Below are 20,994 nucleotides of genomic sequence, written 5' to 3'. Positions count from 1 at the left end.
ATCTTCATATCCGACAGGGGAGCGCCACAGCGCTGAGAGTGCGGCCATCGGGCCGCAGACCCTCTGAACCTCGCCCAGGTCATTCTGGGTAGGAAGTTCGGTCATCACCGTGAACAACAAGAAGTTCCTTGCTGCCGTCGTCGGCCTCGGCCTGGTCACGCTGTCCGCGTGCGGGTCGTCGTCCTCCGGCTCGGAAGGTTCCGAAAGCGCCGACAAGACCGTCACGCTCGTCAGCCACGACTCGTGGGCCGTCTCCAAGAGCGTCCTCGCCGACTTCGAGAAGAAGTCCGGTTACAAGGTCAGGGTCCTGGAGGACGGCGACGCCGGGCAGGCTGTCAACAAGGCCATCCTCACCAAGGACAACCCCCAGGGCGACGTCTTCTTCGGCGTCGACAACACCCTGCTGTCCCGCGCGCTCGACAACGGCCTCTTCCAGTCGTACGAGGCGAAGGGCGCCGACCGGATCAGGGCGGGGTACCGGGTCGACGGGGACAAGGTCACGCCCATCGACACCGGTGACATCTGCGTCAACTACGACAAGGCCTGGTTCACGGAGCACAAGGTCCAGCCGCCGACGTCGTACGACGATCTGATCAAGCCCGCGTACAAGAACCTCCTCGTCACCGAGAACGCCTCCACCTCCTCGCCGGGGCTCGGGTTCTTGCTCGGGAGCGCCGCGAAGTACGGCGACGACGGGTGGCAGGGCTACTGGAAGAAGCTCAAGGGCAACGGCGTCAAGGTCGTCGACGGCTGGGAGCAGGCCTACAACGAGGAGTTCTCCGGCTCGGCCGGCGGCAAGAAGGCCAAGGCGGACCGGCCGCTCGTCGTGTCGTACGCCTCCTCGCCGCCCGCCGAGGTGATCTACGCCGATCCGAAGCCGACGACCGCGCCCACCGGGGTCGCCGACGGCACCTGCTTCCGGCAGATCGAGTACGCCGGGCTGCTCAGCAACGCCAAGAACAGCAAGGGCGGCAAGGCGTTCCTGGACTTCCTGCTCACCAAGGAGTTCCAGCAGGACATGCCGCTCAACATGTTCGTCTATCCGGTGGTGCAGGGGGCTTCGGTGCCCGCCGAGTTCACCGAGTACGGCCCGCAGGCCAAGGATCCCGAGACCATGGATCCCGCGAAGATCGCCGAACACCGAGACGACTGGGTCAAGTCGTGGACCTCGCTCGTACTGAAGTAGCCACCCGGCGCAAGGGGAGCGCGGCGCGGCTCGGGCTCATGGCCGTGCCCGTCGCGTTCTTCGCCGTCTTCTTCGCCTATCCCGTCGCCGCGATCGTCAAGCGCGGCCTCGACACCGACGGGACCTGGCAGTTCGGCCGGATCCTCGATGTCCTGACCCAGCCGGACATCCGGCACGTCCTGTGGTTCACCACCTGGCAGGCGCTCGCCTCCACCGCGCTCACGCTGCTGGTCGCGCTCCCCGGTGCGTACGTCTTCGCGCGCTTCGACTTCCCGGGCAAGCAGGTCCTGCGGGCCGTGGTGACCGTTCCCTTCGTGCTGCCGACGGTCGTCGTCGGTACGGCCTTCCTGGCGCTCGTCGGGCGCGGTGGGCTGCTGGACGAGCTGTGGGGCGTACGGCTCGACACCACCGTGTGGGCGATCCTGCTCGCGCACGTCTTCTTCAACTACGCGGTCGTCGTACGCACGGTGGGCGGGCTGTGGGCGCAGCTGGACCCCCGGCAGTCGCAGGCCGCGCGGATGCTGGGCGCGTCCCCGTGGAAGGCCTGGCGCACGGTCACCCTGCCCGCGCTCGCGCCCGCAGTGGCCGCCGCCGCACTGATGGTCTTCCTGTTCACCTTCACCTCCTTCGGTGTCGTCCAGATCCTCGGCGGGCCGACCTTCTCCACCCTCGAAGTGGAGATCTACCGGCAGACCTCCGAGATCTTCGACCTCTCCACGGCCGCCGTGCTGACGCTGATCCAGTTCGTCGCGGTGGGCGCGGTCCTCGCCCTGCACGCGTGGACCGTACGGCGCCGGGAGACCGCGCTGCGGCTCGTGGACGCGTCCGGCACCGCCCGGCGGCCGCGCGGGGCGGGGGAGTGGGGGCTGCTGGCCGGGGTGGTGGCGAGCATCGCCGTACTCCTGCTGCTGCCGCTCGCCGTGCTGGTCCAGCGGTCGCTCGACGCCCCGGACTTCGGCTACTACCGGGCGCTGACCCACAGCGACGGCGGGGTGTTCCTCGTCGCGCCCATCGAGGCGATCGGCAACTCGCTGGAGTACGCCCTCGCCGCGACCGCCCTCGCCGTGGTGATCGGAGGTCTCGCGGCCGCTGCGCTCACACGACGGGACGCGGGGCGGTTCGTACGGGGCTTCGACGCACTGCTGATGCTGCCGCTCGGGGTGTCCGCGGTGACCGTCGGCTTCGGGTTCCTGATCTCCCTCGACGAGCCGCCGCTGGACCTCAGACAGTCCTGGCTGCTGGTGCCGCTCGCGCAGGCGCTGGTCGGGGTGCCGTTCGTCGTGCGGACGATGCTGCCCGTGCTGCGGGCCGTGGACCACCGGCTGCGGGAGGCCGCGGCCGTGCTCGGGGCCTCGCCCTGGCGGGTGTGGCGGGAGGTCGACCTGCCGATGGTGCGGCGGGCGCTGCTGATCGCGGCGGGCTTCGCCTTCGCCGTGTCGCTGGGGGAGTTCGGGGCGACCGTGTTCATCGCACGGCCCGACAACCCGACGCTTCCGGTCGCCGTGGCGCGGCTGCTCGGCCGCGCCGGTGACCTCAACTACGGCCAGGCGATGGCCCTTTCGACCGTCCTGATGGTGGTGTGCGCGGTGGCGCTGCTGGTGCTGGAGCGGCTGCGGACGGATCGGACCGGGGAGTTCTAGATGCTGCTGAGCCTTCAGGACGCGACCGTACGGTTCGGTGGGCGGGCCGTCCTCGACGGGGTCGGGCTCGATGTCGCCGAGCACGAGATCGTGTGCGTGCTCGGGCCGAGCGGGAGCGGCAAGTCGACGCTGCTGCGGGCGGTGGCCGGGCTCCAACCGCTCGATGCCGGGCGGGTGTTGCTGGACGGACGGGACCAGGCCGGGGTGCCCGCGCACAAGCGCGGGGTCGGGCTGATGTTCCAGGACCATCAGCTGTTCCCGCAGCGGGACGTGGGTGCCAACGTGGCCTTCGGGCTGCGGATGCACGGCACCGCGCGGCCCCGACAGGACGCGCGGGTCAGGGAGTTGCTCGACCTCGTCGGGCTTCCGGGTGCCGGGCGGCGGGCCGTCGCCGCGCTCTCCGGGGGTGAGCAGCAGCGGGTCGCCCTGGCGCGGGCCCTCGCGCCACGGCCCCGGCTGCTGATGCTCGACGAGCCGCTCGGGCAGCTGGACCGTTCGCTGCGGGAGCGGTTGGTCGTCGAACTGCGGGAGCTGTTCGGGCGGTTGGGCACCACCGTGCTCGCGGTCACCCACGACCAGGGCGAGGCCTTCGCGCTCGCCGACCGGGTCGTGGTGATGCGGGACGGGCGGATCGCCCAGTCCGGAACACCCCTCGAGGTGTGGCAGCGGCCGGCCGACGAGTTCGTGGCCCGCTTCCTCGGCTTCGAGAACGTCGTCGAGGGGACGGTGACGGGCGCGGCCGCGGAGACGGCGTGGGGGAAGGTCCCGGTGCCCGAGGACGCGCCTCAGGGCCCCCGGACCCTCCTGGTACGCCCTGGCGGAGTACGGCTCGTCGCCGCCGACGAGGGGCTGCGCTGCACGGTCGCCGCGCGGACCTTCAAGGGCACCCATGTCGCCGTACACCTGCAACCCGCCGACGACGGGCCGCGGCTGGAGGCGGCGTGCGCGCTGCGGGACGCGCCGGGGGTGGGGGACGTGGTCGGGGTGGCGTTCGACGCGGACGAAATCGTGGTGCTGGACTGACGGGGTCACACCTACAGTGCGGGGCATGACCCTGCTCTCACATGATCGTTACTGCGACGAGATCGCCCACCAGGTCGGCCTTCTGAGGGCCGTGGTGACCTCCGCGGCCGACCTGTCCGCAACCGTGCCGACCTGCCCCGACTGGTCGCTGGAACAGCTGGTGCGGCACACCGGGGGCGCCCTGCGCTGGGTCGAGCTGATGGTGCGGACCCGGGCCGAGGAGGAGTTCCCCGAGGACCAGGTGCCGTTGGGGGAGGGGCCCGAGGACGTCGGTGAGCTCGACGCGTGGCTCGCGGAGACCGGCGACACGCTCGTCGCCGCGCTGCGGGAGGCCGGGCCGGACGCCAAGGTGTGGTCCTGGTCCGGGATTCCCACCTCGGGCTTCTGGGCCCGCAGGATGGCGCACGAGCTGACGATCCACCGTGCCGACGCCACGCACGCGGCCGGGCAGCCGTACGAGGTGGATCCGGAGATCGCCGCCGACGCGATCGACGAGTGGCTGCAGCTCGTGGAGTTCGCGCAGCGGACCATGCCGGACGACGAGTCGAGGGAACTGCGTGGTCCAGGGCGCAGTATCCATCTGCATGCCACCGACGGGACGCCCGAGTTGAATGCGGAGTGGGTCGTCGAGCTGACCGACGACGTCATCGTCTGGCGGCGTGGGCACGAGAAGGCGACCGTCGCGCTGCGGGGGCCGCTGACCGCAGTGCTGCTCGCCTTCTACCGTCGACTGCCGTTGGACAGCCCGGAGTTGGAAGTCCTCGGCGAGCGGGAGCTGCTGGAGTTCTGGCTGAAGCGGGCGAGCTTCGGGTGACATGAGTGTGGCCCGCCCCCCGAACCGGGGACGGGCCACGACTTGGTCAGCGGGTGCCGGCCCCGCGACGACGCAGGCCGAAGAACACGGCGCCGCCGCCGATGGCGACCAGGGCGATCGCGATCCCGGCGATCAGGCCGGTGTTGGAGTTCGCACCGGTCTCGGCGAGGTTGGAGTCGCCGGCCGCGGGCGACGGGGCGTTGCTCTCGACGGTCGCCGGAGCGGTGGTGCCCTCCGAGGCCGACGGGGTCGGGGCCGGGGACTCCTCAGCAGGGGTGCTGGCGGAGTCCGACGGGGTGGGCGTGGGCGTCGGGGTCGGCGTCTCCTCGGTCTTGCAGGCGGTCGCCGGGGTGGTCAGGTTCGGGGTGATGTCCTTGCCGTGGATGTAGGGCTCGGCGACCACGTGGATGCGGTACTCCGCGTTGGGCTTCCAGTCCTCCTTGAAGGTGATGGTCGTACCCTTCTCGGAACCCTTCACCTTCTGCTCACCGACCGTCTTGGCGTCGGCGCCGTTCTCCTCCAAGTACACGGTGACGGTGGCCTCGACGCCGTAGCTGTCGACATCGGTCACCGTGATGACGCCCTGCGTGCCGTCGCACTTGGCTTCGGCGGAGAAGTCGTTGATGTTGCAGGCAAGCGCGTTGCCGGAGGTGCCGAGCACGATCGCGGTCGATGCGGCGGCGACGCCGAGGAAGCGCGAGACGCGGGCGGTGCGACGGGATATGGGCGTGAATGCCACGTTCGTCCTTCACGTGATGCGCAAATGCGGGGGGTTGAAGAGATGGTGATGTGACATCACCACCCCCAGGAGTCTCACAGGTCTATAAGCGCTGCATAAGCAGTGTCAACGTGTAAGCGCCCTACAAGTGTTGACTTTGCCTGCTTATTAAGGTGTGAGACGTTTCAGCGCCGCAGGAGCCTCCTCGATCCGGTCAACAAGGGCGATTCGGGCCTCCATTGACCGCTCCCGCGCGAGCGCTTGGAGCAGCGGCCAGGCGGGCAACTTCTCCGTCCAGTGGGCACGGTTCACGAGCACCATCGGCGTCGGCTCGCCGCGCGACTCGTAGTAGTTGGGCGTCGCGTTGTCGAAGATCTCCTGTACGGTGCCGGCGGCCCCCGGCAGGAACACCACGCCCGCGTTGGAGCGGGCCAACAGGCCGTCCTCGCGGGTGGCGTTGGCGAAGTACTTGGCGATGTGCGAGGCGAAGGCGTTCGGCGGTTCGTGGCCGTAGAACCAGGTGGGGATGCCGACGGAGGAACCGCCCCGGGGCCAGTGCGTGCGGACCTCGAAGGCGGCGCGCGCCCATTCGGTGACCGAGGGAGTGAACGAGGGTGCCGCGGCGAGGAGTTCGCACGCTTCGTCGAGCATCGCGTCCTCGAAGGGGGCCGCGTAGGCGCCGAGGTTGGCCGCCTCCATGGCGCCCGGGCCGCCGCCGGTGGCCACGGTGAGCCCGGCGCGGGCCAGTTCGCGGCCGAGGCGCGCGGCGCCGGCGTACTCCTCCGTGCCGCGGGCCATCGCGTGGCCGCCCATCACGCCCACGACCCGTGCGCCGCGCAGGAGTTCGTCGAGGGCGTCGGAGACCGCGTCGTCGTGGACGGCGCGCAGCGTCGACGCGTATATGTCGCGGTCGGCCTTGGTGCGCTGGAACCAGGCGTAGGCGAGGGCGTCGGGAGTCTGCTCGTACCCCTTCTCCAGCCCGTCGAGGAGTTCGTCGGGGGAGTAGAGAAGGCCGCGGTACGGGTCGAAGGGGAGGCCGGGCACGGGCGGGAAGACCAGGGCGCCGTCCGTGCGGATCTTCGCCGCCGCGTTCTCCCTCATGGGACAGCCGAGGAAGACTGCGCCCGCGGTGTCGGTGGCGAGCAACTCCCTTGTCCGGTCGGTCAGATCGACGGACTGGACGCGGAATCCGGCGAGGGTGCCACGGGCCGAGACGACCGCGTCGAACTCCTCGACCGTCTCGATCTCACGGTCGTCGTGGTGTGCCGCATGGGCGGGGCTCGTCTGCACCCGCCCATGCTTGCACGCCGGGTTCGGGCCCGTGGGTCAGCCCTGGATCGCTGCCGGGTCCATCCACACGACCTCCCAGCCGTGGCCGTCGAGGTCGTTGAAGGAACGGCCGTACATGAAGCCCTGGTCCTGCACGTCGTCGTTGGCCGTACCGCCCGCGGCGACGGCCTTCTCGACCAGCTCGTCCACCTTCGCGCGGCTCTCGGCGCTCAGACAGAGCAGCACCTGGCTGGTCTTCGTCGCGTCCGCGATCTCCTTCTTGGTGAAGGTCGCGTAGAACGGCTTCGTGAGCAGCATCGCGACGATCGTCTCGCTGATCACGACGGAGGCCGCTTTGTCGTCGCTGAACTGTTCGTTGAGCGTGTAGCCGAGCTCGGTGTAGAACTTCTTCGAGGCGTCGAGGTCGTTCACCGGCAGGTTCACGAAGATCATCTGCTGGTAGGTCGGCGAGGTCATCGGAGTTTCTCCCATCGGGGTGCGTGCTGTTCGGGGGGTAGACCGAGGGCCGGGGCGGAACTCATCGGTGCGGGGAGATTTTTTCTTCAGCCGGTCAGCGGGAGCGCCGCGAGTTCGGCCACCACCAGGGTGAGCGGGCCGAAGAGGGCCATGAGGGCGCCGGCGCGGAGGGCCGCAGCGCTGCGGAGCATGGTCGACGGGGCGCCCAGGCGCAGCAGCGCGGCCGTGGTGTCCGACCTCGCGTGCTTCGCCTCCACGGCCGCCGTCAGCAGCGTGGCGAGGGCGCAGCTCGTCACGAGGAGCAGGCCGAGGGTGGTGAGCGGGCCCACTTCGGGGCCGGTGGGGTCGTACAGGGTGGTCATGGTGTAGGCGCCGGAGGCCACCGCGCACACGATGCCGAGGGGGCGGCCGATCCGGGCGGCTTCCGTCATGAGGACCCGTCCGGCGAGGAGGCGCAGGGCGCCGGGCTGGGCGGACTGGAGGAGACGGCCGCACAGGTGGGTGAGGCCGGGTCCGGCGACGGCCAGTCCCACGGCGGTGAGGAGCCAGCCGACCAGGACGGAGGGGGTGCCCGCGAGGCCACCGGGGAGCGGGGTGGCGGGGGCGGTGCCGTGGCGGTTGGCGTAGGACTCGACCGCCAGGCCCGCCGCGAGCACCGCGATGCCCCACGGAAGGCCCTTGGGGGCTTCCTGGGGTGCAGGGGGGAGAGCGCTGTCCTGACCGAGGTCCGCGGGCTGGTTCTCGTCGGCGGGGGCCGGGGTCTCGTCCTCCGGGGCTGCGGGCTCGCTCGTGCTCCGACGTGCGCGGAAACGGCCGTACGCGCCGAAGGGCTCACTCGCCGTCGTCCTGCCGTACGCCCCGAAGCGGCCGTACGACCGTGCATCCCTCCTCGCCGACGCGGGTCTGTCGTCCCGTGGCCGCAGGACGAGTCCCACCGTGACCGACGCGATCGCCGGGACCAGGCCCAGCAGGGTCAGGGCGGCCGGCAGGGGGAGGGGGGCGTCCGCTGCCAGGAAGTCCGACGCCGCCCCGTCGAAGGGCGTGCCCGTCAGGTCGCCCCGCAGATGGAGGAAGAAGAGCAGCGCCAGCATCGAGCCGAGGGTGCAGGACAGGGCCGTGGTCGTGGCCGTGATTGCCATCAGCCGGGCCGGTCCGAGACCGATCGCGGCGAGCCCCGGCCGGGGACGGGTGCCGGGGTCGCTGCGGGCGACCGCCAGGGCGAAGTGGACCGTCGCCGCCAGGGGGGTCAGGCACCACGCCAGGCGGAGCACGGCGCCCGACGGATCCTCGGGGTGATGGATCGCGTGGCCGAGGGTGCACAGCAGGAGGAAGCCCGTGCCCGCCGAGGCCAGGGCCACCAGGAGGCGACGGAGTTGTACGGCGGGCCGGGCGGCCCAGGTCAGACGGAGAGCGAGCACGCGGGGCGGCCTTCCGGGTCGGCCATCGGGGGCAGGTGCACGGTGTTCACCCGGCGTCCGTCCAGGAGGGTGACCGTGCGGTCCGCCAGGGCTGCGGTGTCGGTGTCGTGTGTCGCCAGGACCACGGTGAAGCCGTGCGAGCGGGCGGCCGTGGTGAGCGTGCGGAGGACGTGGGCGCGGTCCGCACGGTGCAGGGGGGCCGTCGGTTCGTCGGCGAACAGGACGGCCGGGGCCGGGGCCAGAGCGCGGGCGACGCAGACGCGCTGGCGTTCGGACTGGGTCAGCTCGTGCGGGCGTCTGCGGGTCCGGTCGCCGATGTCGAGGCGCTCCAGCCACTCCAGGGCGGCGACCTTGGCGCGGCGCCTGCTGGTGCCGCGCAGCATGAGGGGGAGGGCCGCGTTCTCCCAGGCGTTGAGCTCCGGGACGAGCGCCGGGGCCGGATCGATCCAGCCGAAGCGGTCCCGGCGCAGCCGCTCGCGGGTCATCGGGCCCATGGTGTGCACGGGCACGCTGTTGAACCAGACCTCGCCGCGCTGGGCCGGGGTGAGTCCCGAAAGACATCTGAGCAGTGCGGTCTTGCCGCTGCCGCGCGGGCCGCTCACGGCGAGGATCTCGCCCTCGCGCACGCCCAGGGAGACGCCCTGCAGCGCGGGTGAGCCGTCGCGGTGCGTGAAGTGCAGGGAGCGTGCCCAGAGCACGTCGTTGTCCGGCGGAGCCGCCATGGGCGTACACCTCGTTCTGGTCCGTTGTGCCTTGCCATCCCCCGTGCGGGGGAACGAAAGCAGGGCCGATCGGTTACCAGGCACGCTAAGGAGGCGGGGGCGGGACGCCGTACAGCACACGGCCCGGGGCGCACGCCTGTCACTCGGACGGGTGCGCTCCGGGCCGGATGAACCCGCTGAATCTCAGGAGGCTAGAGCTTGGTCCAGGCCTCGGTGAGGGTCGCGCGCAGGATCTGCTCGATCTCGTCGAAGGTCTCCTGGTTGGAGATCAGCGGCGGGGCGAGCTGGACGACCGGGTCGCCGCGGTCGTCGGCACGGCAGTACAGGCCGTTGTCGAAGAGGGCCTTCGAGAGGAAGCCGTACAGGACGCGCTCGGTCTCCTCGTCGTTGAAGGACTCCTTGGTCGCCTTGTCCTTGACCAGCTCGATGCCGTAGAAGAAGCCGTTGCCGCGGACGTCGCCGACGATCGGCAGGTCGTGGAGCTTCTCCAGGGTGGCGCGGAAGGCGTGCTCGTTTTCGAGGACGTGCTGGTTGAGGTTCTCGCGCTCGAACAGGTCGAGGTTGGCGAGGCCCACCGCGGCCGACACGGGGTGGCCGCCGAAGGTGTAGCCGTGCAGGAAGACGTTGTCCTCCTTGTAGAACGGCTCGGCCAGGCGGTCGGAGATGATGCAGGCGCCGATCGGGGAGTAGCCCGAGGTCATGCCCTTGGCGCAGGTGATCATGTCCGGGACGTAGTCGAACTTGTCGCAGGCGAACATGGTGCCCAGGCGGCCGAAGGCGCAGATGACCTCGTCCGAGACCAGCAGGACGTCGTACTGGTCGCAGATCTCGCGCACGCGCTGGAAGTAGCCGGGCGGGGGCGGGAAGCAGCCGCCCGCGTTCTGCACCGGCTCCAGGAACACGGCCGCCACCGTGTCCGGGCCCTCGAAGAGGATCTGCTGCTCGATCTGGTCGGCGGCCCAGCGGCCGAAGGCCTCGGGGTCGTCGCCGAAGAGCGGGGCGCGGTAGATGTTGGTGTTCGGGACCTTGTGAGCGCCCGGGACCAGCGGCTCGAAGGGGGCCTTGAGACCCGGCAGGCCGGTGATGGACAGGGCGCCCTGCGGGGTGCCGTGGTAGGCGACCGCGCGGGAGATGACCTTGTACTTGGTGGGCTTGCCGACCAGCTTGAAGTACTGCTTGGCGAGCTTCCAGGCGGTCTCGACCGCCTCGCCGCCACCGGTGGTGAAGAAGACCTTGTTCAGATCGCCGGGCGCGTGGTGCGCGAGGCGCTCCGCGAGTTCGACGGCCTTGGGGTGGGCGTAGGACCACACCGGGAAGAACGCCAGCTCCTGCGCCTGCTTGAAGGCGGTCTCGGCGAGTTCCGTGCGGCCGTGGCCGGCCTGGACCACGAACAGGCCCGCGAGACCGTCGAGGTAGCGCCTGCCCTTGTCGTCGTAGATGTAGGTGCCCTCGCCCCGGACGATGGTCGGGACCGGGGAGTTCTCGTACGAGGACATGCGGGTGAAGTGCATCCACAGGTGGTCGTACGCGGTGCGGCTGAGGTCCTTGGAGCTCACGGTTATCGGGTCCTCACGGTTATCGGGTTCCCCACATGTAGGTCTGCTTCTTGAGCTTCAGGTAGACGAAGCTCTCGGTGGAGCGCACTCCGGGGATGGCCCGGATACGGCGGTTGATGACCTCCAACAGGTGGTCGTCGTCCTCGCAGACGATCTCCACCATCAGGTCGAAGGAGCCGGCGGTCATCACCACGTACTCGCACTCGGACATGGCGCTCAGCGCGTCCGCCACGGACTCCACGTCGCCCTCCACGTGAATGCCGACCATCGCCTGGCGCCGGAAGCCCACGGTGAGCGGGTCCGTGACGGCGACGATCTGCATGACGCCCTGGTCGAGCAGCTTCTGGACACGCTGGCGTACGGCCGCCTCGGACAGGCCAACGGCCTTGCCGATCGCGGCGTACGGACGGCGGCCGTCCTCCTGGAGCTGCTCGATGATGGCAAGGGAGACGGCGTCCAGATTCGGGCTGCTGCCGTTCCTGGACTCGCTCCTGGACTCGCTCCTGGACTCGCGGGAGTCCCTGGGGTCTGCGCTTCGACTGGCCACGACGTCACTGTGCACGACGTCTCGACACTTCCGCAAGGCCGAGGCGATGAAATCCGTTGTTCACGCTACCGAGACCTGCGGATTTCGCAGTCTTGGCGTGATCAGGGGTGTTGAAAACGTGGGCTGCCCGATTAGGGTGGGTGTCTCAGTCAGTGGACAGTTCCAACCCCACAGGAGGCCGGCAGTGAGCACCGAGCTGCGTCGTCTGCGTAATTACATCGACGGTGAGTTCCGGGACGCCGCCGATGGACGGACCACGGACGTGGTCAACCCCGCGACCGGTGAGGCGTACGCGACCGCGCCGCTGTCCGGGCAGGCGGACGTGGACGCGGCGATGGCCGCCGCGGCCGCCGCGTTCCCCGGCTGGCGTGACGCCACCCCCGCCGAGCGGCAGAAGCGCCTCCTGAAGATCGCCGACGCGTTCGAGGAGCGGGCCGAGGAGCTCATCGCGGCCGAGGTGGAGAACACCGGAAAGCCGATCGGGCTCACACGGGACGAGGAGATCCCGCCGATGGTCGACCAGATCCGCTTCTTCGCCGGTGCGGCGCGGATGCTGGAGGGGCGCTCGGCCGGTGAGTACATGGAGGGCCTGACCTCGATCGTGCGCCGTGAGCCGGTCGGCGTCTGCGCGCAGGTCGCGCCGTGGAACTACCCGATGATGATGGCCGTGTGGAAGTTCGCGCCGGCGATCGCCGCGGGCAACACCGTGGTGCTGAAGCCGTCGGACACGACCCCGGCGTCGACCGTGCTGATCGCGGAGATCATCGGCGGGATCCTGCCGAAGGGCGTCTTCAACGTCATCACCGGGGACCGGGACACCGGGCGGCTGATGGTCGAGCACCCGACGCCGGCGATGGCGTCGATCACCGGTTCGGTGCGGGCCGGTATGTCGGTCGCCGAGTCCGCGTCCAGGGACCTGAAGCGGGTGCACCTGGAGCTGGGCGGCAAGGCACCGGTCGTCGTCTTCGAGGACACGGACATCGCCAAGGCCGTCGAGGACATCTCCGTCGCCGGCTTCTTCAACGCCGGGCAGGACTGTACGGCCGCCACGCGCGTGCTCGTGCAGTCGTCGATCCACGACGAGTTCGTGGCGGCGCTGGCGAAGGCCGCCGCCGAGACGAAGACCGGCCAGCCGGACGACGAGGACGTGCTGTTCGGTCCGCTCAACAACCCGAACCAGCTGAAGCAGGTGAGCGGGTTCATCGAGCGGCTGCCCGCGCACGCCAAGGTCGAGGCCGGCGGTCATCAGGTCGGTGAGAAGGGGTACTTCTACGCGCCGACCGTGGTGTCCGGGCTGAAGCAGGACGACGAGATCATCCAGAACGAGGTCTTCGGGCCCGTCATCACCGTGCAGTCCTTCTCCGACGAGGAGCAGGCCGTGTCCTGGGCCAACGGCGTCGAGTACGCGCTCGCGTCCTCGGTGTGGACCAAGGACCACGGGCGGGCCATGCGGATGTCGAAGCGGCTGGACTTCGGGTGTGTGTGGATCAACACGCACATTCCGCTGGTCGCGGAGATGCCGCACGGCGGGTTCAAGAAGTCGGGGTACGGCAAGGATCTGTCGGGGTACGGGTTCGAGGACTACACGCGGATCAAGCATGTGATGACTTCGCTGGACGCGTAGGTTCCGCTGCGGGTGCGGATGGTTTTCGGCCGCGGGTGCGTGGGGGCTGGTCGCGCAGTTCCCCGCGCCCCTGGGGGGAGTTGGAGTGCCGGTGTCGAGAGGCGTGTCCGTATCCCGTGCGTCCCTCACAGCGAAGCAGTCCCGGCTGGACCGTAGGACCCTGCTGCGAGCCCTCGGAGGCGGGGCAGTGCTGGGCGGTCTCGCCGGATGCGGTGTGCCCGCCGCGTACGTGGCCGCGAGCGATCGGGCCGTCCCCGATCGCTCCGCCACCGACAAGCGGCTGACCTGGGCGAACTGGCCGCTCTACATCGACACGGACGACGACTCGACGAAGCGGCCGACGCTGGACGCCTTCGAGAAGCGGACCGGGATCTCCGTCGACTACGTCGAGGAGATCAACGACAACGACGAGTTCTTCGGCAAGGTCAGTCCCGCCCTGATGAACCACCAGCAGACCGGCCGCGACCTCATCGTCATCAGCGACTGGATGTGCGCGCGGTTCGAGCGGCTCGGCTGGGTCCAGGAGATGGACCGGGCGAACCAGCCCAACGTCACGAAGTACCTGGACCCGCTGCTGCGTTCGCCCGTCTTCGACCCGGGGCGCGCGTACACCGTGCCGTGGCAGTCGGGGATCACGGGGATCGCGTACAACCACAGGAAGCTGGGCCGCGAGATACGGCACGTGAAGGACCTCTGGGCGAGCGACCTCAAGGGCCGGGTCACCCTGCTCTCCGGCCTCGACGAGGCCTTCGCGCTGCTCATGCAGGGCAACGGCGTCGACATCACGCAGTGGACCGCCGACGACTTCCACGATGTGTGCGACGAGGTCGAGAGGTACGTGAGGAACGGCCAGATCCGTCGCTTCACCGGCAACGACTACACCAAGGACCTCGTCACCGGCGACGTCCTGGCCTGCCAGGCCTACTCCGGAGACGTCATCCAGCTCCAGGCCGACAACCCCGACATCCGCTTCGTCGTCCCCGAGGAGGGCGCGGAACTCTGGTCGGACTCCCTGATGATCCCCGACCGCGCTCTGCACAAGGCCAACGCCGAACGCCTCGTCGACTACCAGGGGCCGTGATCACCTTCCCGTCGGACTACGCCTGAGATGTCCGCGCCGTCCTGGCGGACGCCGACCGACTGGGCCGGCTCCTCCGGGCAGATGCCGACGAGCCGGCCCAACCCCGTCACCGTGAAGAGCCAGCCGTTCGCCGCCGCAGAGGATGCCTGTTGCTCCCCGGCCCCTCCGCGTCACCCGTTGGATGCCAGATCGCGTCCGATGAGCTCCTTCATGATCTCGGTGGTGCCGCCGTAGATCGTCTGGACTCTTGTGTCGACGAATGCGCGGGCGACCGGATACTCCGTCATGTAGCCGTAACCGCCGTGCAGTTGCAGGCAACGGTCGATGACCCGCTTCTGCAGTTCGCTCACGTACCACTTGCCTTTCGCCGCGTCCACGGCGGTCAGTTCACCGGCGTTGTAGGCGTGTACCGAGCGGTCGACGTAGGCCTCGGCGACGTCGATCTCGGTGGCCATCTCGGCGAGTTCGAAGCGGATGTGCTGGAGGTCGCCGATGGGGTGGCCGAAAGCCCGGCGCTCGAAGCAGTAGGCACGGGTCAGATCGAAGACCGCTCGGCTGGTCGCGATGGCCGTGGCCGTCACGCCGAGACGTTCCCGGGGAAGGTGGCTCATGAGCTGCTGGAGGCCGGATCCCACCGGGCCGAGGACGTTGGCGGCCGGTACCCGCACGTCCTCGAAGAACAGTTCGGCCGTGTCCTGGCCGGGCAGTCCGATCTTGTCCAGTTTGCGGCCGCGGGTGAAGCCGGGCATGTCCCGCTCGACCACCAGGAGAGTGAAGCCCCGCGAGCCGCCTTCGGGATCCGTACGCGCCGCGACGATCACCAGATCGGCCATGATGCCACTGGTGATGAAGGTCTTCTGTCCGTTCAGGACCCAGTCGTCGCCGTCGCGGCGGGCCGAGGTGCGGATGCCCCGCAGGTCGCTGCCGGTCCCGGGTTCGGTCATCGCCAGCGCTCCGATGATCTCGCCGGAGGCGAAGCCCGGCAGCCAGCGCCGCCTCTGTTCGTCCGTGGTCAGGTCCAGCAGATAGTGCAGCACCAGGTCGTCCTGGAGGGAGACGGTGAGACCGAAGGAGAGCGTGTGGACGCGGGCGATCTCCTCGCAGACGACCATGCGATAGCGGTAGTCCCCCTCGCCGGCGCCGCCGTGCTCCTCGCCGATCTGCAGGCCGTAGACACCCTGTTGGGCAGCCGCGGCGAACACCTTGCGGTCGATCCACCGGTCGGCCTCCCACCGCTGGTGGTGGGGGACGACCTCACGCGCGAGGAACTCGCGGACGGTCTCCCGGTACTGCTCGTGATCGTCTGTGTACAGGCCCCGTCGCATCAGGTCAGCCGAGCCTCTCGATGATGGTGACGTTGGCCTGACCGCCGCCCTCGCACATGGTCTGCAGACCGTAGCGGCCGCCGGTGTGCTCCAGTTCGTGGAGCAGGGTGGTCATCAGCCGTGTCCCGGTGGCCCCGAGCGGGTGACCGAGGGCGATGGCACCGCCGTTGACGTTGACCCGGGCCGGATCGGCGCCGATGTCGGCCTGCCAGGCGAGCACCACGGAGGCGAACGCCTCGTTGATCTCGACGAGATCGATGTCGTCGATGGTGAGTCCGGACTTCTTGAGGGCGTGCTCCGTGGCAGGGATGGGAGCGGTGAGCATCATCACCGGGTCGGAGCCGCGCACCGACATGTGGTGGATGCGGGCCCGGGGCGTGAGGGAGTGAGTGCGTACGGCGGCCTCCGAGGCGATCAGCATCGCGGAGGAGGCGTCGGAGATCTGGCTGGCCACCGCGGCGGTCAGCCGCCCGCCTGGCGTCAGTGTCGCGAGTCCGGCCATCTTCTCCAGTGTGGTGTCCGGCCGCGGACCCTCGTCCGACACGACCCCTTCGAACGGAATGATCTCCGCGTCGAACCGGCCCTCCCGCTGGGCTGTCAGGGCCCGGTGGTGACTCTCCAGCGCGAACTCCTCCATGACCGCGCGTTCCACGCCCCACTTCTCCGCGATCATCTCCGCGCCGCGGAACTGGGAGATCTCCTGGTCGCCGTAGCGGGCGTGCCAGCCCTTGCAGTCGGTCCACGGATCGGTCGACCCATAGGGCTCGCCGGCGGTGAACCCGGACAGGATGGGGAACTGGCTCATCTTCTGCACACCGCCGGCCACGATGAGGTCGGCCGTGCCGGACATGACGGCCTGCGCGGCGAAGTGGACCGCCTGCTGGGACGAGCCGCACTGCCGGTCGATGGTCGTACCGGGCACCGACTCGGGCAGCCCGGCGGCCAGGGCGCTGGTGCGCGCGATGTCGCCGGCCTGCGAGCCGATCTGGTCGAGGCAGCCGAGAATGACGTCGTCGACGGCGGCAGGGTCGAAGTCGTGGCGTGCGACCAGTGAGCGGATGACGTGGGCGGCGAGATCGGCCGGGTGCGTTCCGGCGAAGCCGCCGCCGCGTTTGCCGACCGGGGTGCGTGCCGCGTCGACGATGTAGGCCTCGGGCATGACGGTCCTCCAGTGTGCTGTGCGAAGGGGTGATGGAAGGGGTGATGAGGGCGGGCCCGGGGTCAGGGCACACCCAGGCCGTGCCGCACCAGGCTCTGCGCGGTGCGGATGACACCGGTCAGCGAACCCTGCCGCGGGTTCCACCACTCCGGCGTCCAGTTGAGGGCTCCCATGACGAGCATGCGCGCCGCTCGCAGGTCGATGTCGTTCCTGATGGCGCCCGCGGCCCTGGCTCTCGCCAGGAGGTCCCGCCACAGGTCGAGGTAGGCGCCGCTGTCCGCCCGCAGGCGGGCGCGGATGTCCTCGGGCAGCTGTCCGCTGTTGCGGCTGACCGCGGTCGCGAAGTCGGACAGGTGCAGCTCGACCTGCAGATGTGCCTCGACGGCGGCACAGATCCGGTCCATCGGGGGAGTGCCGTCGGGCAGCGCGGCCAGCGCGGTCTCGACGTGCTCCCGAAGCCGCAGCTGGCCGACAGCCATCACCTCGGCGATCAGCTCCTCGCGGGACGGGAAGTAGTAGTACACGGCGGGCGGACGCACACCGGCCCGTTCGGCGATGTCGGACAGCCTGGTCGCGGAGTAGCCCTTGAGGCTCAGCGTCCGAGCGGCCGCGGCGAGAATGCGGTCTCGGGTCGCCGCCGCCTTGACGGCCGGGGTTCTCGTGCCGTTTGCGCTGGTGCCGTTTCTGCTGGTGGTGTTCACTGAGCGCGCCTCCTACGGCATCGAGTAGCCGCCGCTGACTGAGAAGACCTGGCCCGTCACCTGCCGGGCTCGGCGTGCCGAGGAGACCCAGACCACGGCGTTCGCGACGTCTTCCGGCGTGGTGAGGCGGCGCAGCGGGATGTTCTTGCGGACTGCCTCGATCTGCCGGTCGTCGAAGACGGCGGACTGGTCGCCCCGGGTCCACAGGCTGCCCGCCCCGATCGCGTCCGGGCTCTGGGGGATGACGAGTCCCGGGCAGACGACGTTCGACCGGATGCCGTCCCGGCCGTGCTCCCGGGCGACCGTGCGGGCGAAGGCGATCACCGCGGCCTTGGTCGCCCCGTACACCCCCTGCCGTATCTCCCCGAAGGCGGCGTCGCTGGAGATGAACACGATGGATCCGTGGCCCTCGGGCCGCATCGCGTCGAGGGCCGCACGGGTGCACTCGACGGAACCGAACAGATTGAGGTCCACCATCCGCCGCCAGCCGTCACGGTCCGCGTCCTGGGCGACGAACCCCGGCAGGCTCAGCCCCGCGTTGTTCACGAGCACGTCGATTCCGCCCCAAGCGGCGACGATGTGTTCGACGGCCGTGGCGCCGGCACCCCCGGCCGTCAGATCGACGACGGCGACCTCCGCCCCGGCCGCTCCCCGCTCCAGCGCTTCGGCACGTGTCTTGGCGGCCTGCTCCGCGTCGATGTCGCAGATCAGTACACGGGCGCCTTCCGCGGCGAAGCCGTGCACGATGCCCCGGCCGATGTTCGAGGCACCACCGGTGACCAACACCCGTGCCCCGCCGAGTTCCAGATCCATCCGCTCGCTCCCTCGTGGTGCGCGGCCCGCTGCCAACAGGTGACCCGCTGCACAACCGTTGACCCGTTGCAATTTATGAATCTAGATTAGATTCAAAATTCTGACCAGCCCCGGAGAGCGACATGAAGATCTTCAACGGACTAGCCGGACTCGCAGCCGCGGCAGGCGTGTCGCTCGGCACCACCGACTGGGTCGAGGTGGACCAGGAGCGCATCGACCAATTCGCCGACGCCACAGGGGACCACCAGTGGATCCATGTGGACGCCGGGCGCGCTGCCCAGGGACCCTTCGGTTCCACCATCGCGCACGGCCTGCTCACGCTGTCCCTGCTGCCGGTGTTCCTGCAGCGGCTCTACCAGGTCGAGGGGGTGAGCATGGCCGTGAACTACGGGCTCGACAAGGTGCGCTTCCCCGCCCCGGTGCCCGTCGGTGCCAAGCTGCGGGCCACCTCGACGATCACCGAGGTCACGCCGCTCGACGGCGCGGTCCAGCTGAAGCTGTCGACGGTCATCGAGATCGAGGGCGGCGCGAAGCCGGCTTGCGTCGTGGACTCCGTCGTACGGTATCTCGGCTGATGGGCGGGCTGGTGGCGGGCCGGTCCGCGATCGTCACGGGCGCCGGCCAGGGGATCGGCCTGGCGATCGCCCGGCTGCTGCACGAGCACGGCGCACGGGTGACCGTGGCCGACGTGGACGCCGGGCGCGCGGAGCGGGCCGCAGCCGACATCGGCGGTGACGACCCGGCTTCCGTACTGGCTCTCGGCTGTGACGTCACGGACGAGACGGCGGTCGCGAACATGGTGGGGCGGGCCGTCGAGCGGTTCGGCGCGTTGGACGTACTGGTGAACAACGCGGGGATCACCCGTGACGCCTCGCTGAGGAAGATGACCGCGGAGGACTTCGACGCCGTGATCGGCGTGCACCTACGGGGGACCTGGCTCGGCGTCCGGGCGGCCGCGGCGGTGATGCGCGAGGCCAGAAGCGGCTCGATCGTGAACATCTCCTCGCTGTCGGGGAAGTCCGGCAACCCCGGCCAGACCAACTACAGCGCGGCCAAGGCGGGGATCGTCGGCATGACGAAGGCGGCGGCCAAGGAACTCGCCCATCACGGGGTGCGGGTCAACGCGGTGCAGCCCGGTCTGATCCGCACCGCCATAACCGAGGCGATGCCGCCGGACGTCTTCGCGGCCCGCGAGGCCGACGTGCCCATGAGGCGGGCGGGACGGCCCGAGGAGGTCGCCGGGGCCGTCCTCTTTCTCGCGAGCGAGCTGTCCAGCTACACGACCGGCGCGGTTGTCGAGGTGGGGGGCGGGCGGTCGATGTGAGTACCCAGGTCGCCCAGGTGGTGCGCACGCGCGTGGAGGGTGCGGTCGGCCACGTCCTGCTGAACCGCCCCGAGGCGATGAACGCGATCACGGTCGAACTCGGCGAACAGTTGGAGCGCGCCCTGACGGAGGTGGCGTCAGCGGCACGGGTCGTCCTGATCCGGGGCGCGGGAGGCAACTTCTGCGCCGGCGGCGACTTCAAGGAGCTGCAGCGGCTGCGGGCCGGCGGACCGGGGGCGATGGCGCCGCTGTTCGACAACTTCGGCCGGGCCTGCGCCCTCATCGCGACCCTGCCGGTCCCCGTGGTGGCCGTCGTCGAGGGGTACGCCATGGCCGGCGGCTTCGAACTGATGCAGTCCTGCGACATCGCTCTGGTGCGCGAGGACGCCCGGATCTCCGACACGCATGCCAACTTCGGCCAGGTACCGGGCGGCGGCAGCACCCAGCGGCTGCCCCGCCTCGTGGGCCGTCAGCGGGCCCTGGCCCACATCCTCACCGGGGACCGCCTGTCCGGCGCGGAGGCCGTGGCCTGGGGGCTGGCGTACCGGTGCCTGCCGGACAACGGGTTCGAGGAGGCGGTCGCCGCGTTCGCCGAACGGCTCGGCGGCATGGACCCCCGGGCACTCGGCACCGCGAAACGCCTGGTGTACGAGGGGCTGCGGCTGCCGCTGGCGGACGGCCTCGCCCTGGAGCGGGCCGCGGTGCTCGACCACCTGGGCGGGGCGGCGGCCGGTGCCGGAATCGAGACCTTCACGGCGAGAGGTGAGTGAGATGACGGACAAACTGATCGACTCCGGGTCGGTGCTCCTGGACCTGGACACGGACGGAGTCGCGCGGCTGCGGCTCAACCGTCCGGAGGCGTCCAACGGCATGGACGTGCCCTTCCTGCGCGCACTGCACGCGGCCGTCATGCGCTGCCACGCCGAGGACAGGGCGCGCGTGGTGCTGATCACCGGAGAGGGCCGCCACTTCTGCGCGGGCGGCGATGTCCACACCTTCGCCGGCCAGGGGGAGAAACTCCCGGAGTACCTGCGGGAGGCCACCTCCTGGCTGCAGATCACCACCTCCGCGCTGCTCCAGCTGCGTGCCCCGGTCGTCGCCGCGGTGCACGGTTTCGCGGCCGGCGGCGGTGGCTTCGGGCTGGTGTGCGCGGCGGACTTCGTCATCGCCGCGGAGTCGGCGCGGTTCATGTCGGGCGCGGTCCGGGTCGGAATGGCCCCGGACGCCGGAGTCTCGGTGACCTTGACCCGGCTCGTGGGTCTGCGCAAGGCCATGGAGATCCTGCTGACCAACCCCACCCTGACCGCCGCCGAGGCGCTGAACGCGGGGCTGCTCACCCGGGTGGTGCCGGACGACCGGCTGCTCGACGAGGCCCTCGCGTTCGCCGGCGGCCTCGCCGAGGGCGCGCCCCTGGCGCTGGCGGCGACCAAGCGGCTGGTGTGGGGCGGGGTGGGCGCCGGCGTCGAGGAGCGACTGGCCGAGGAGGCCCGTACGGTCGCCGAACTGTCGGGCACGACGGATTCCAGGGAGGGGCTGGCGGCGGTCATCGAGCGCAGGCCCCCGGCCTTCACGGGACGGTGACAGGGGATGAGACGCC

The 20,994-nt window shown here is 70.2% G+C and carries 20 protein-coding genes, 1 pseudogene and 1 riboswitch; of the genes and pseudogenes, 10 read left to right on the top strand and 11 right to left on the bottom strand.

Translation table 11 applies throughout. The annotated features are described in order from the left end of the window. Positions 1–5: 5 nt before the first annotated feature. A riboswitch (TPP riboswitch) is annotated at positions 6–113 on the top strand. The 4 genes from AB0D34_RS20205 (at position 110) to AB0D34_RS20190 (ending at position 4,663) form a co-directional block, all read left to right on the top strand. Continuing rightward, positions 110–1,186 (top strand): thiamine ABC transporter substrate-binding protein, encoded by a 1,077-nt coding sequence (locus tag AB0D34_RS20205; RefSeq protein ID WP_362663215.1) that lies wholly within the window; start codon positions 110–112, stop codon positions 1,184–1,186. (Overlaps the previous riboswitch by 4 nt.) Before the next feature lie 38 nt (positions 1,187–1,224). After that, entirely contained in the window at positions 1,225–2,826 is a 1,602-nt protein-coding gene (locus tag AB0D34_RS20200) for an iron ABC transporter permease (protein WP_362663213.1), read from the top strand. Continuing rightward, positions 2,827–3,849, top strand: a complete 1,023-nt coding sequence (locus tag AB0D34_RS20195) for an ABC transporter ATP-binding protein (RefSeq protein WP_362663211.1) — start codon at positions 2,827–2,829, stop codon at positions 3,847–3,849. It begins immediately after the preceding gene. Positions 3,850–3,874: 25 nt separating this feature from the next. Next, positions 3,875–4,663, top strand: a complete 789-nt coding sequence (locus AB0D34_RS20190) for a maleylpyruvate isomerase family mycothiol-dependent enzyme (RefSeq protein WP_362663209.1) — start codon at positions 3,875–3,877, stop codon at positions 4,661–4,663. 46 nt (positions 4,664–4,709) lie between these two features. Here AB0D34_RS20190 and AB0D34_RS20185 read toward each other — a convergent pair whose 3' ends face one another. From AB0D34_RS20185 to AB0D34_RS20155, 7 genes are all read right to left on the bottom strand, one after another. Next, the gene (locus tag AB0D34_RS20185) at positions 4,710–5,402 is read right to left on the bottom strand and encodes an LAETG motif-containing sortase-dependent surface protein (protein ID WP_362663207.1); all 693 of its coding nucleotides are present in this window, start codon (positions 5,400–5,402) and stop codon (positions 4,710–4,712) included. Positions 5,403–5,549: 147 nt separating this feature from the next. Further along, complete coding sequence (locus tag AB0D34_RS20180; protein ID WP_362663205.1) at positions 5,550–6,671, bottom strand: LOG family protein; 1,122 nt, start codon at positions 6,669–6,671, stop codon at positions 5,550–5,552. Positions 6,672–6,707: 36 nt separating this feature from the next. Then, entirely contained in the window at positions 6,708–7,127 is a 420-nt protein-coding gene (locus AB0D34_RS20175; RefSeq protein ID WP_362663203.1) for a VOC family protein, read from the bottom strand. An 86-nt stretch (positions 7,128–7,213) separates the two neighbouring features. Continuing rightward, a complete protein-coding gene (locus AB0D34_RS20170; protein ID WP_362663201.1) occupies positions 7,214–8,545 on the bottom strand; it encodes a hypothetical protein in 1,332 nt (443 codons plus the stop codon). Continuing rightward, positions 8,527–9,267 (bottom strand): ATP-binding cassette domain-containing protein, encoded by a 741-nt coding sequence (locus tag AB0D34_RS20165; RefSeq protein ID WP_362663200.1) that lies wholly within the window; start codon positions 9,265–9,267, stop codon positions 8,527–8,529. Before AB0D34_RS20165 ends, AB0D34_RS20170 begins: the two co-directional genes overlap by 19 nt. A gap of 191 nt (positions 9,268–9,458) precedes the next feature. Further along, positions 9,459–10,823, bottom strand: coding sequence for an aspartate aminotransferase family protein (locus AB0D34_RS20160; protein WP_362663198.1), 1,365 nt, complete (start codon positions 10,821–10,823; stop codon positions 9,459–9,461). A gap of 19 nt (positions 10,824–10,842) precedes the next feature. Then, positions 10,843–11,385, bottom strand: a complete 543-nt coding sequence (locus AB0D34_RS20155) for an Lrp/AsnC family transcriptional regulator (protein WP_362663196.1) — start codon at positions 11,383–11,385, stop codon at positions 10,843–10,845. A gap of 169 nt (positions 11,386–11,554) precedes the next feature. Here AB0D34_RS20155 and AB0D34_RS20150 point away from each other — a divergent pair, with 169 nt between their 5' ends. Both AB0D34_RS20150 and AB0D34_RS20145 read left to right on the top strand, forming a co-directional pair. Further along, a complete protein-coding gene (locus AB0D34_RS20150) occupies positions 11,555–12,994 on the top strand; it encodes a gamma-aminobutyraldehyde dehydrogenase (RefSeq protein ID WP_362663194.1) in 1,440 nt (479 codons plus the stop codon). Between the two features lie 160 nt (positions 12,995–13,154). Further along, positions 13,155–14,063 (top strand): annotated as a pseudogene (locus tag AB0D34_RS20145) (spermidine/putrescine ABC transporter substrate-binding protein); the annotation flags it as partial. A gap of 182 nt (positions 14,064–14,245) precedes the next feature. On the opposite strand, the gene AB0D34_RS20140 reads toward AB0D34_RS20145, so the two are convergent. The 4 genes from AB0D34_RS20140 to AB0D34_RS20125 all read right to left on the bottom strand — a co-directional run bounded on the left by AB0D34_RS20140 (position 14,246) and on the right by AB0D34_RS20125 (position 18,073). Continuing rightward, a complete protein-coding gene (locus AB0D34_RS20140) occupies positions 14,246–15,400 on the bottom strand; it encodes an acyl-CoA dehydrogenase family protein (protein ID WP_362663192.1) in 1,155 nt (384 codons plus the stop codon). Positions 15,401–15,404: 4 nt separating this feature from the next. After that, positions 15,405–16,559, bottom strand: coding sequence for an acetyl-CoA C-acetyltransferase (locus tag AB0D34_RS20135; RefSeq protein WP_362663190.1), 1,155 nt, complete (start codon positions 16,557–16,559; stop codon positions 15,405–15,407). 62 nt (positions 16,560–16,621) lie between these two features. Continuing rightward, positions 16,622–17,260, bottom strand: coding sequence for a TetR/AcrR family transcriptional regulator (locus AB0D34_RS20130; protein ID WP_362663188.1), 639 nt, complete (start codon positions 17,258–17,260; stop codon positions 16,622–16,624). A 12-nt stretch (positions 17,261–17,272) separates the two neighbouring features. Then, positions 17,273–18,073 carry an SDR family oxidoreductase gene (locus AB0D34_RS20125; protein ID WP_362663186.1) on the bottom strand — a complete coding sequence of 267 codons (801 nt, stop codon included), beginning with the start codon at positions 18,071–18,073 and terminating at the stop codon, positions 17,273–17,275. A 122-nt stretch (positions 18,074–18,195) separates the two neighbouring features. Here AB0D34_RS20125 and AB0D34_RS20120 point away from each other — a divergent pair, with 122 nt between their 5' ends. Genes AB0D34_RS20120 through AB0D34_RS20105 form a run of 4 tightly spaced genes read left to right on the top strand, consistent with a single transcriptional unit; the run spans position 18,196 to position 20,978 of the window. Then, entirely contained in the window at positions 18,196–18,648 is a 453-nt protein-coding gene (locus AB0D34_RS20120) for a MaoC family dehydratase (protein ID WP_362663185.1), read from the top strand. Further along, on the top strand, positions 18,648–19,397 hold the full coding sequence (gene fabG / locus AB0D34_RS20115) for a 3-oxoacyl-ACP reductase FabG (RefSeq protein ID WP_362663183.1): 750 nt from the start codon (positions 18,648–18,650) through the stop codon (positions 19,395–19,397). The genes AB0D34_RS20120 and fabG overlap by 1 nt, the downstream gene beginning before the upstream one ends. Next, complete coding sequence (locus AB0D34_RS20110; RefSeq protein ID WP_362663181.1) at positions 19,394–20,167, top strand: enoyl-CoA hydratase/isomerase family protein; 774 nt, start codon at positions 19,394–19,396, stop codon at positions 20,165–20,167. Before fabG ends, AB0D34_RS20110 begins: the two co-directional genes overlap by 4 nt. Position 20,168: 1 nt before the next feature. Further along, positions 20,169–20,978 (top strand): enoyl-CoA hydratase-related protein, encoded by an 810-nt coding sequence (locus AB0D34_RS20105; RefSeq protein WP_362663179.1) that lies wholly within the window; start codon positions 20,169–20,171, stop codon positions 20,976–20,978. Positions 20,979–20,994 lie beyond the last annotated feature (16 nt).

The organism is Streptomyces sp. NPDC048420 (assembly GCF_040651535.1).
In the GTDB taxonomy this organism is placed as follows: Bacteria; Actinomycetota; Actinomycetes; order Streptomycetales; family Streptomycetaceae; genus Streptomyces.
The sequence above is the reverse complement of the archived record's forward strand: the minus strand, read 5'-3'. Positions and strand labels throughout refer to the sequence as shown.

Coding starts and splice junctions, on each gene's coding strand:
- AB0D34_RS20200 (WP_362663213.1), top strand. CDS start 1,225: ATGGCCGTGCCCGTCGCGTTCTTCGCCGTCTTCTTCGCCTATCCCGTC.
- AB0D34_RS20195 (WP_362663211.1), top strand. CDS start 2,827: ATGCTGCTGAGCCTTCAGGACGCGACCGTACGGTTCGGTGGGCGGGCC.
- AB0D34_RS20190 (WP_362663209.1), top strand. CDS start 3,875: ATGACCCTGCTCTCACATGATCGTTACTGCGACGAGATCGCCCACCAG.
- AB0D34_RS20175 (WP_362663203.1), bottom strand. CDS start 7,127: ATGACCTCGCCGACCTACCAGCAGATGATCTTCGTGAACCTGCCGGTG.
- AB0D34_RS20165 (WP_362663200.1), bottom strand. CDS start 9,267: ATGGCGGCTCCGCCGGACAACGACGTGCTCTGGGCACGCTCCCTGCAC.
- AB0D34_RS20140 (WP_362663192.1), bottom strand. CDS start 15,400: ATGCGACGGGGCCTGTACACAGACGATCACGAGCAGTACCGGGAGACC.
- AB0D34_RS20135 (WP_362663190.1), bottom strand. CDS start 16,559: ATGCCCGAGGCCTACATCGTCGACGCGGCACGCACCCCGGTCGGCAAA.
- AB0D34_RS20125 (WP_362663186.1), bottom strand. CDS start 18,073: ATGGATCTGGAACTCGGCGGGGCACGGGTGTTGGTCACCGGTGGTGCC.
- AB0D34_RS20120 (WP_362663185.1), top strand. CDS start 18,196: ATGAAGATCTTCAACGGACTAGCCGGACTCGCAGCCGCGGCAGGCGTG.
- fabG (WP_362663183.1), top strand. CDS start 18,648: ATGGGCGGGCTGGTGGCGGGCCGGTCCGCGATCGTCACGGGCGCCGGC.
- AB0D34_RS20105 (WP_362663179.1), top strand. CDS start 20,169: ATGACGGACAAACTGATCGACTCCGGGTCGGTGCTCCTGGACCTGGAC.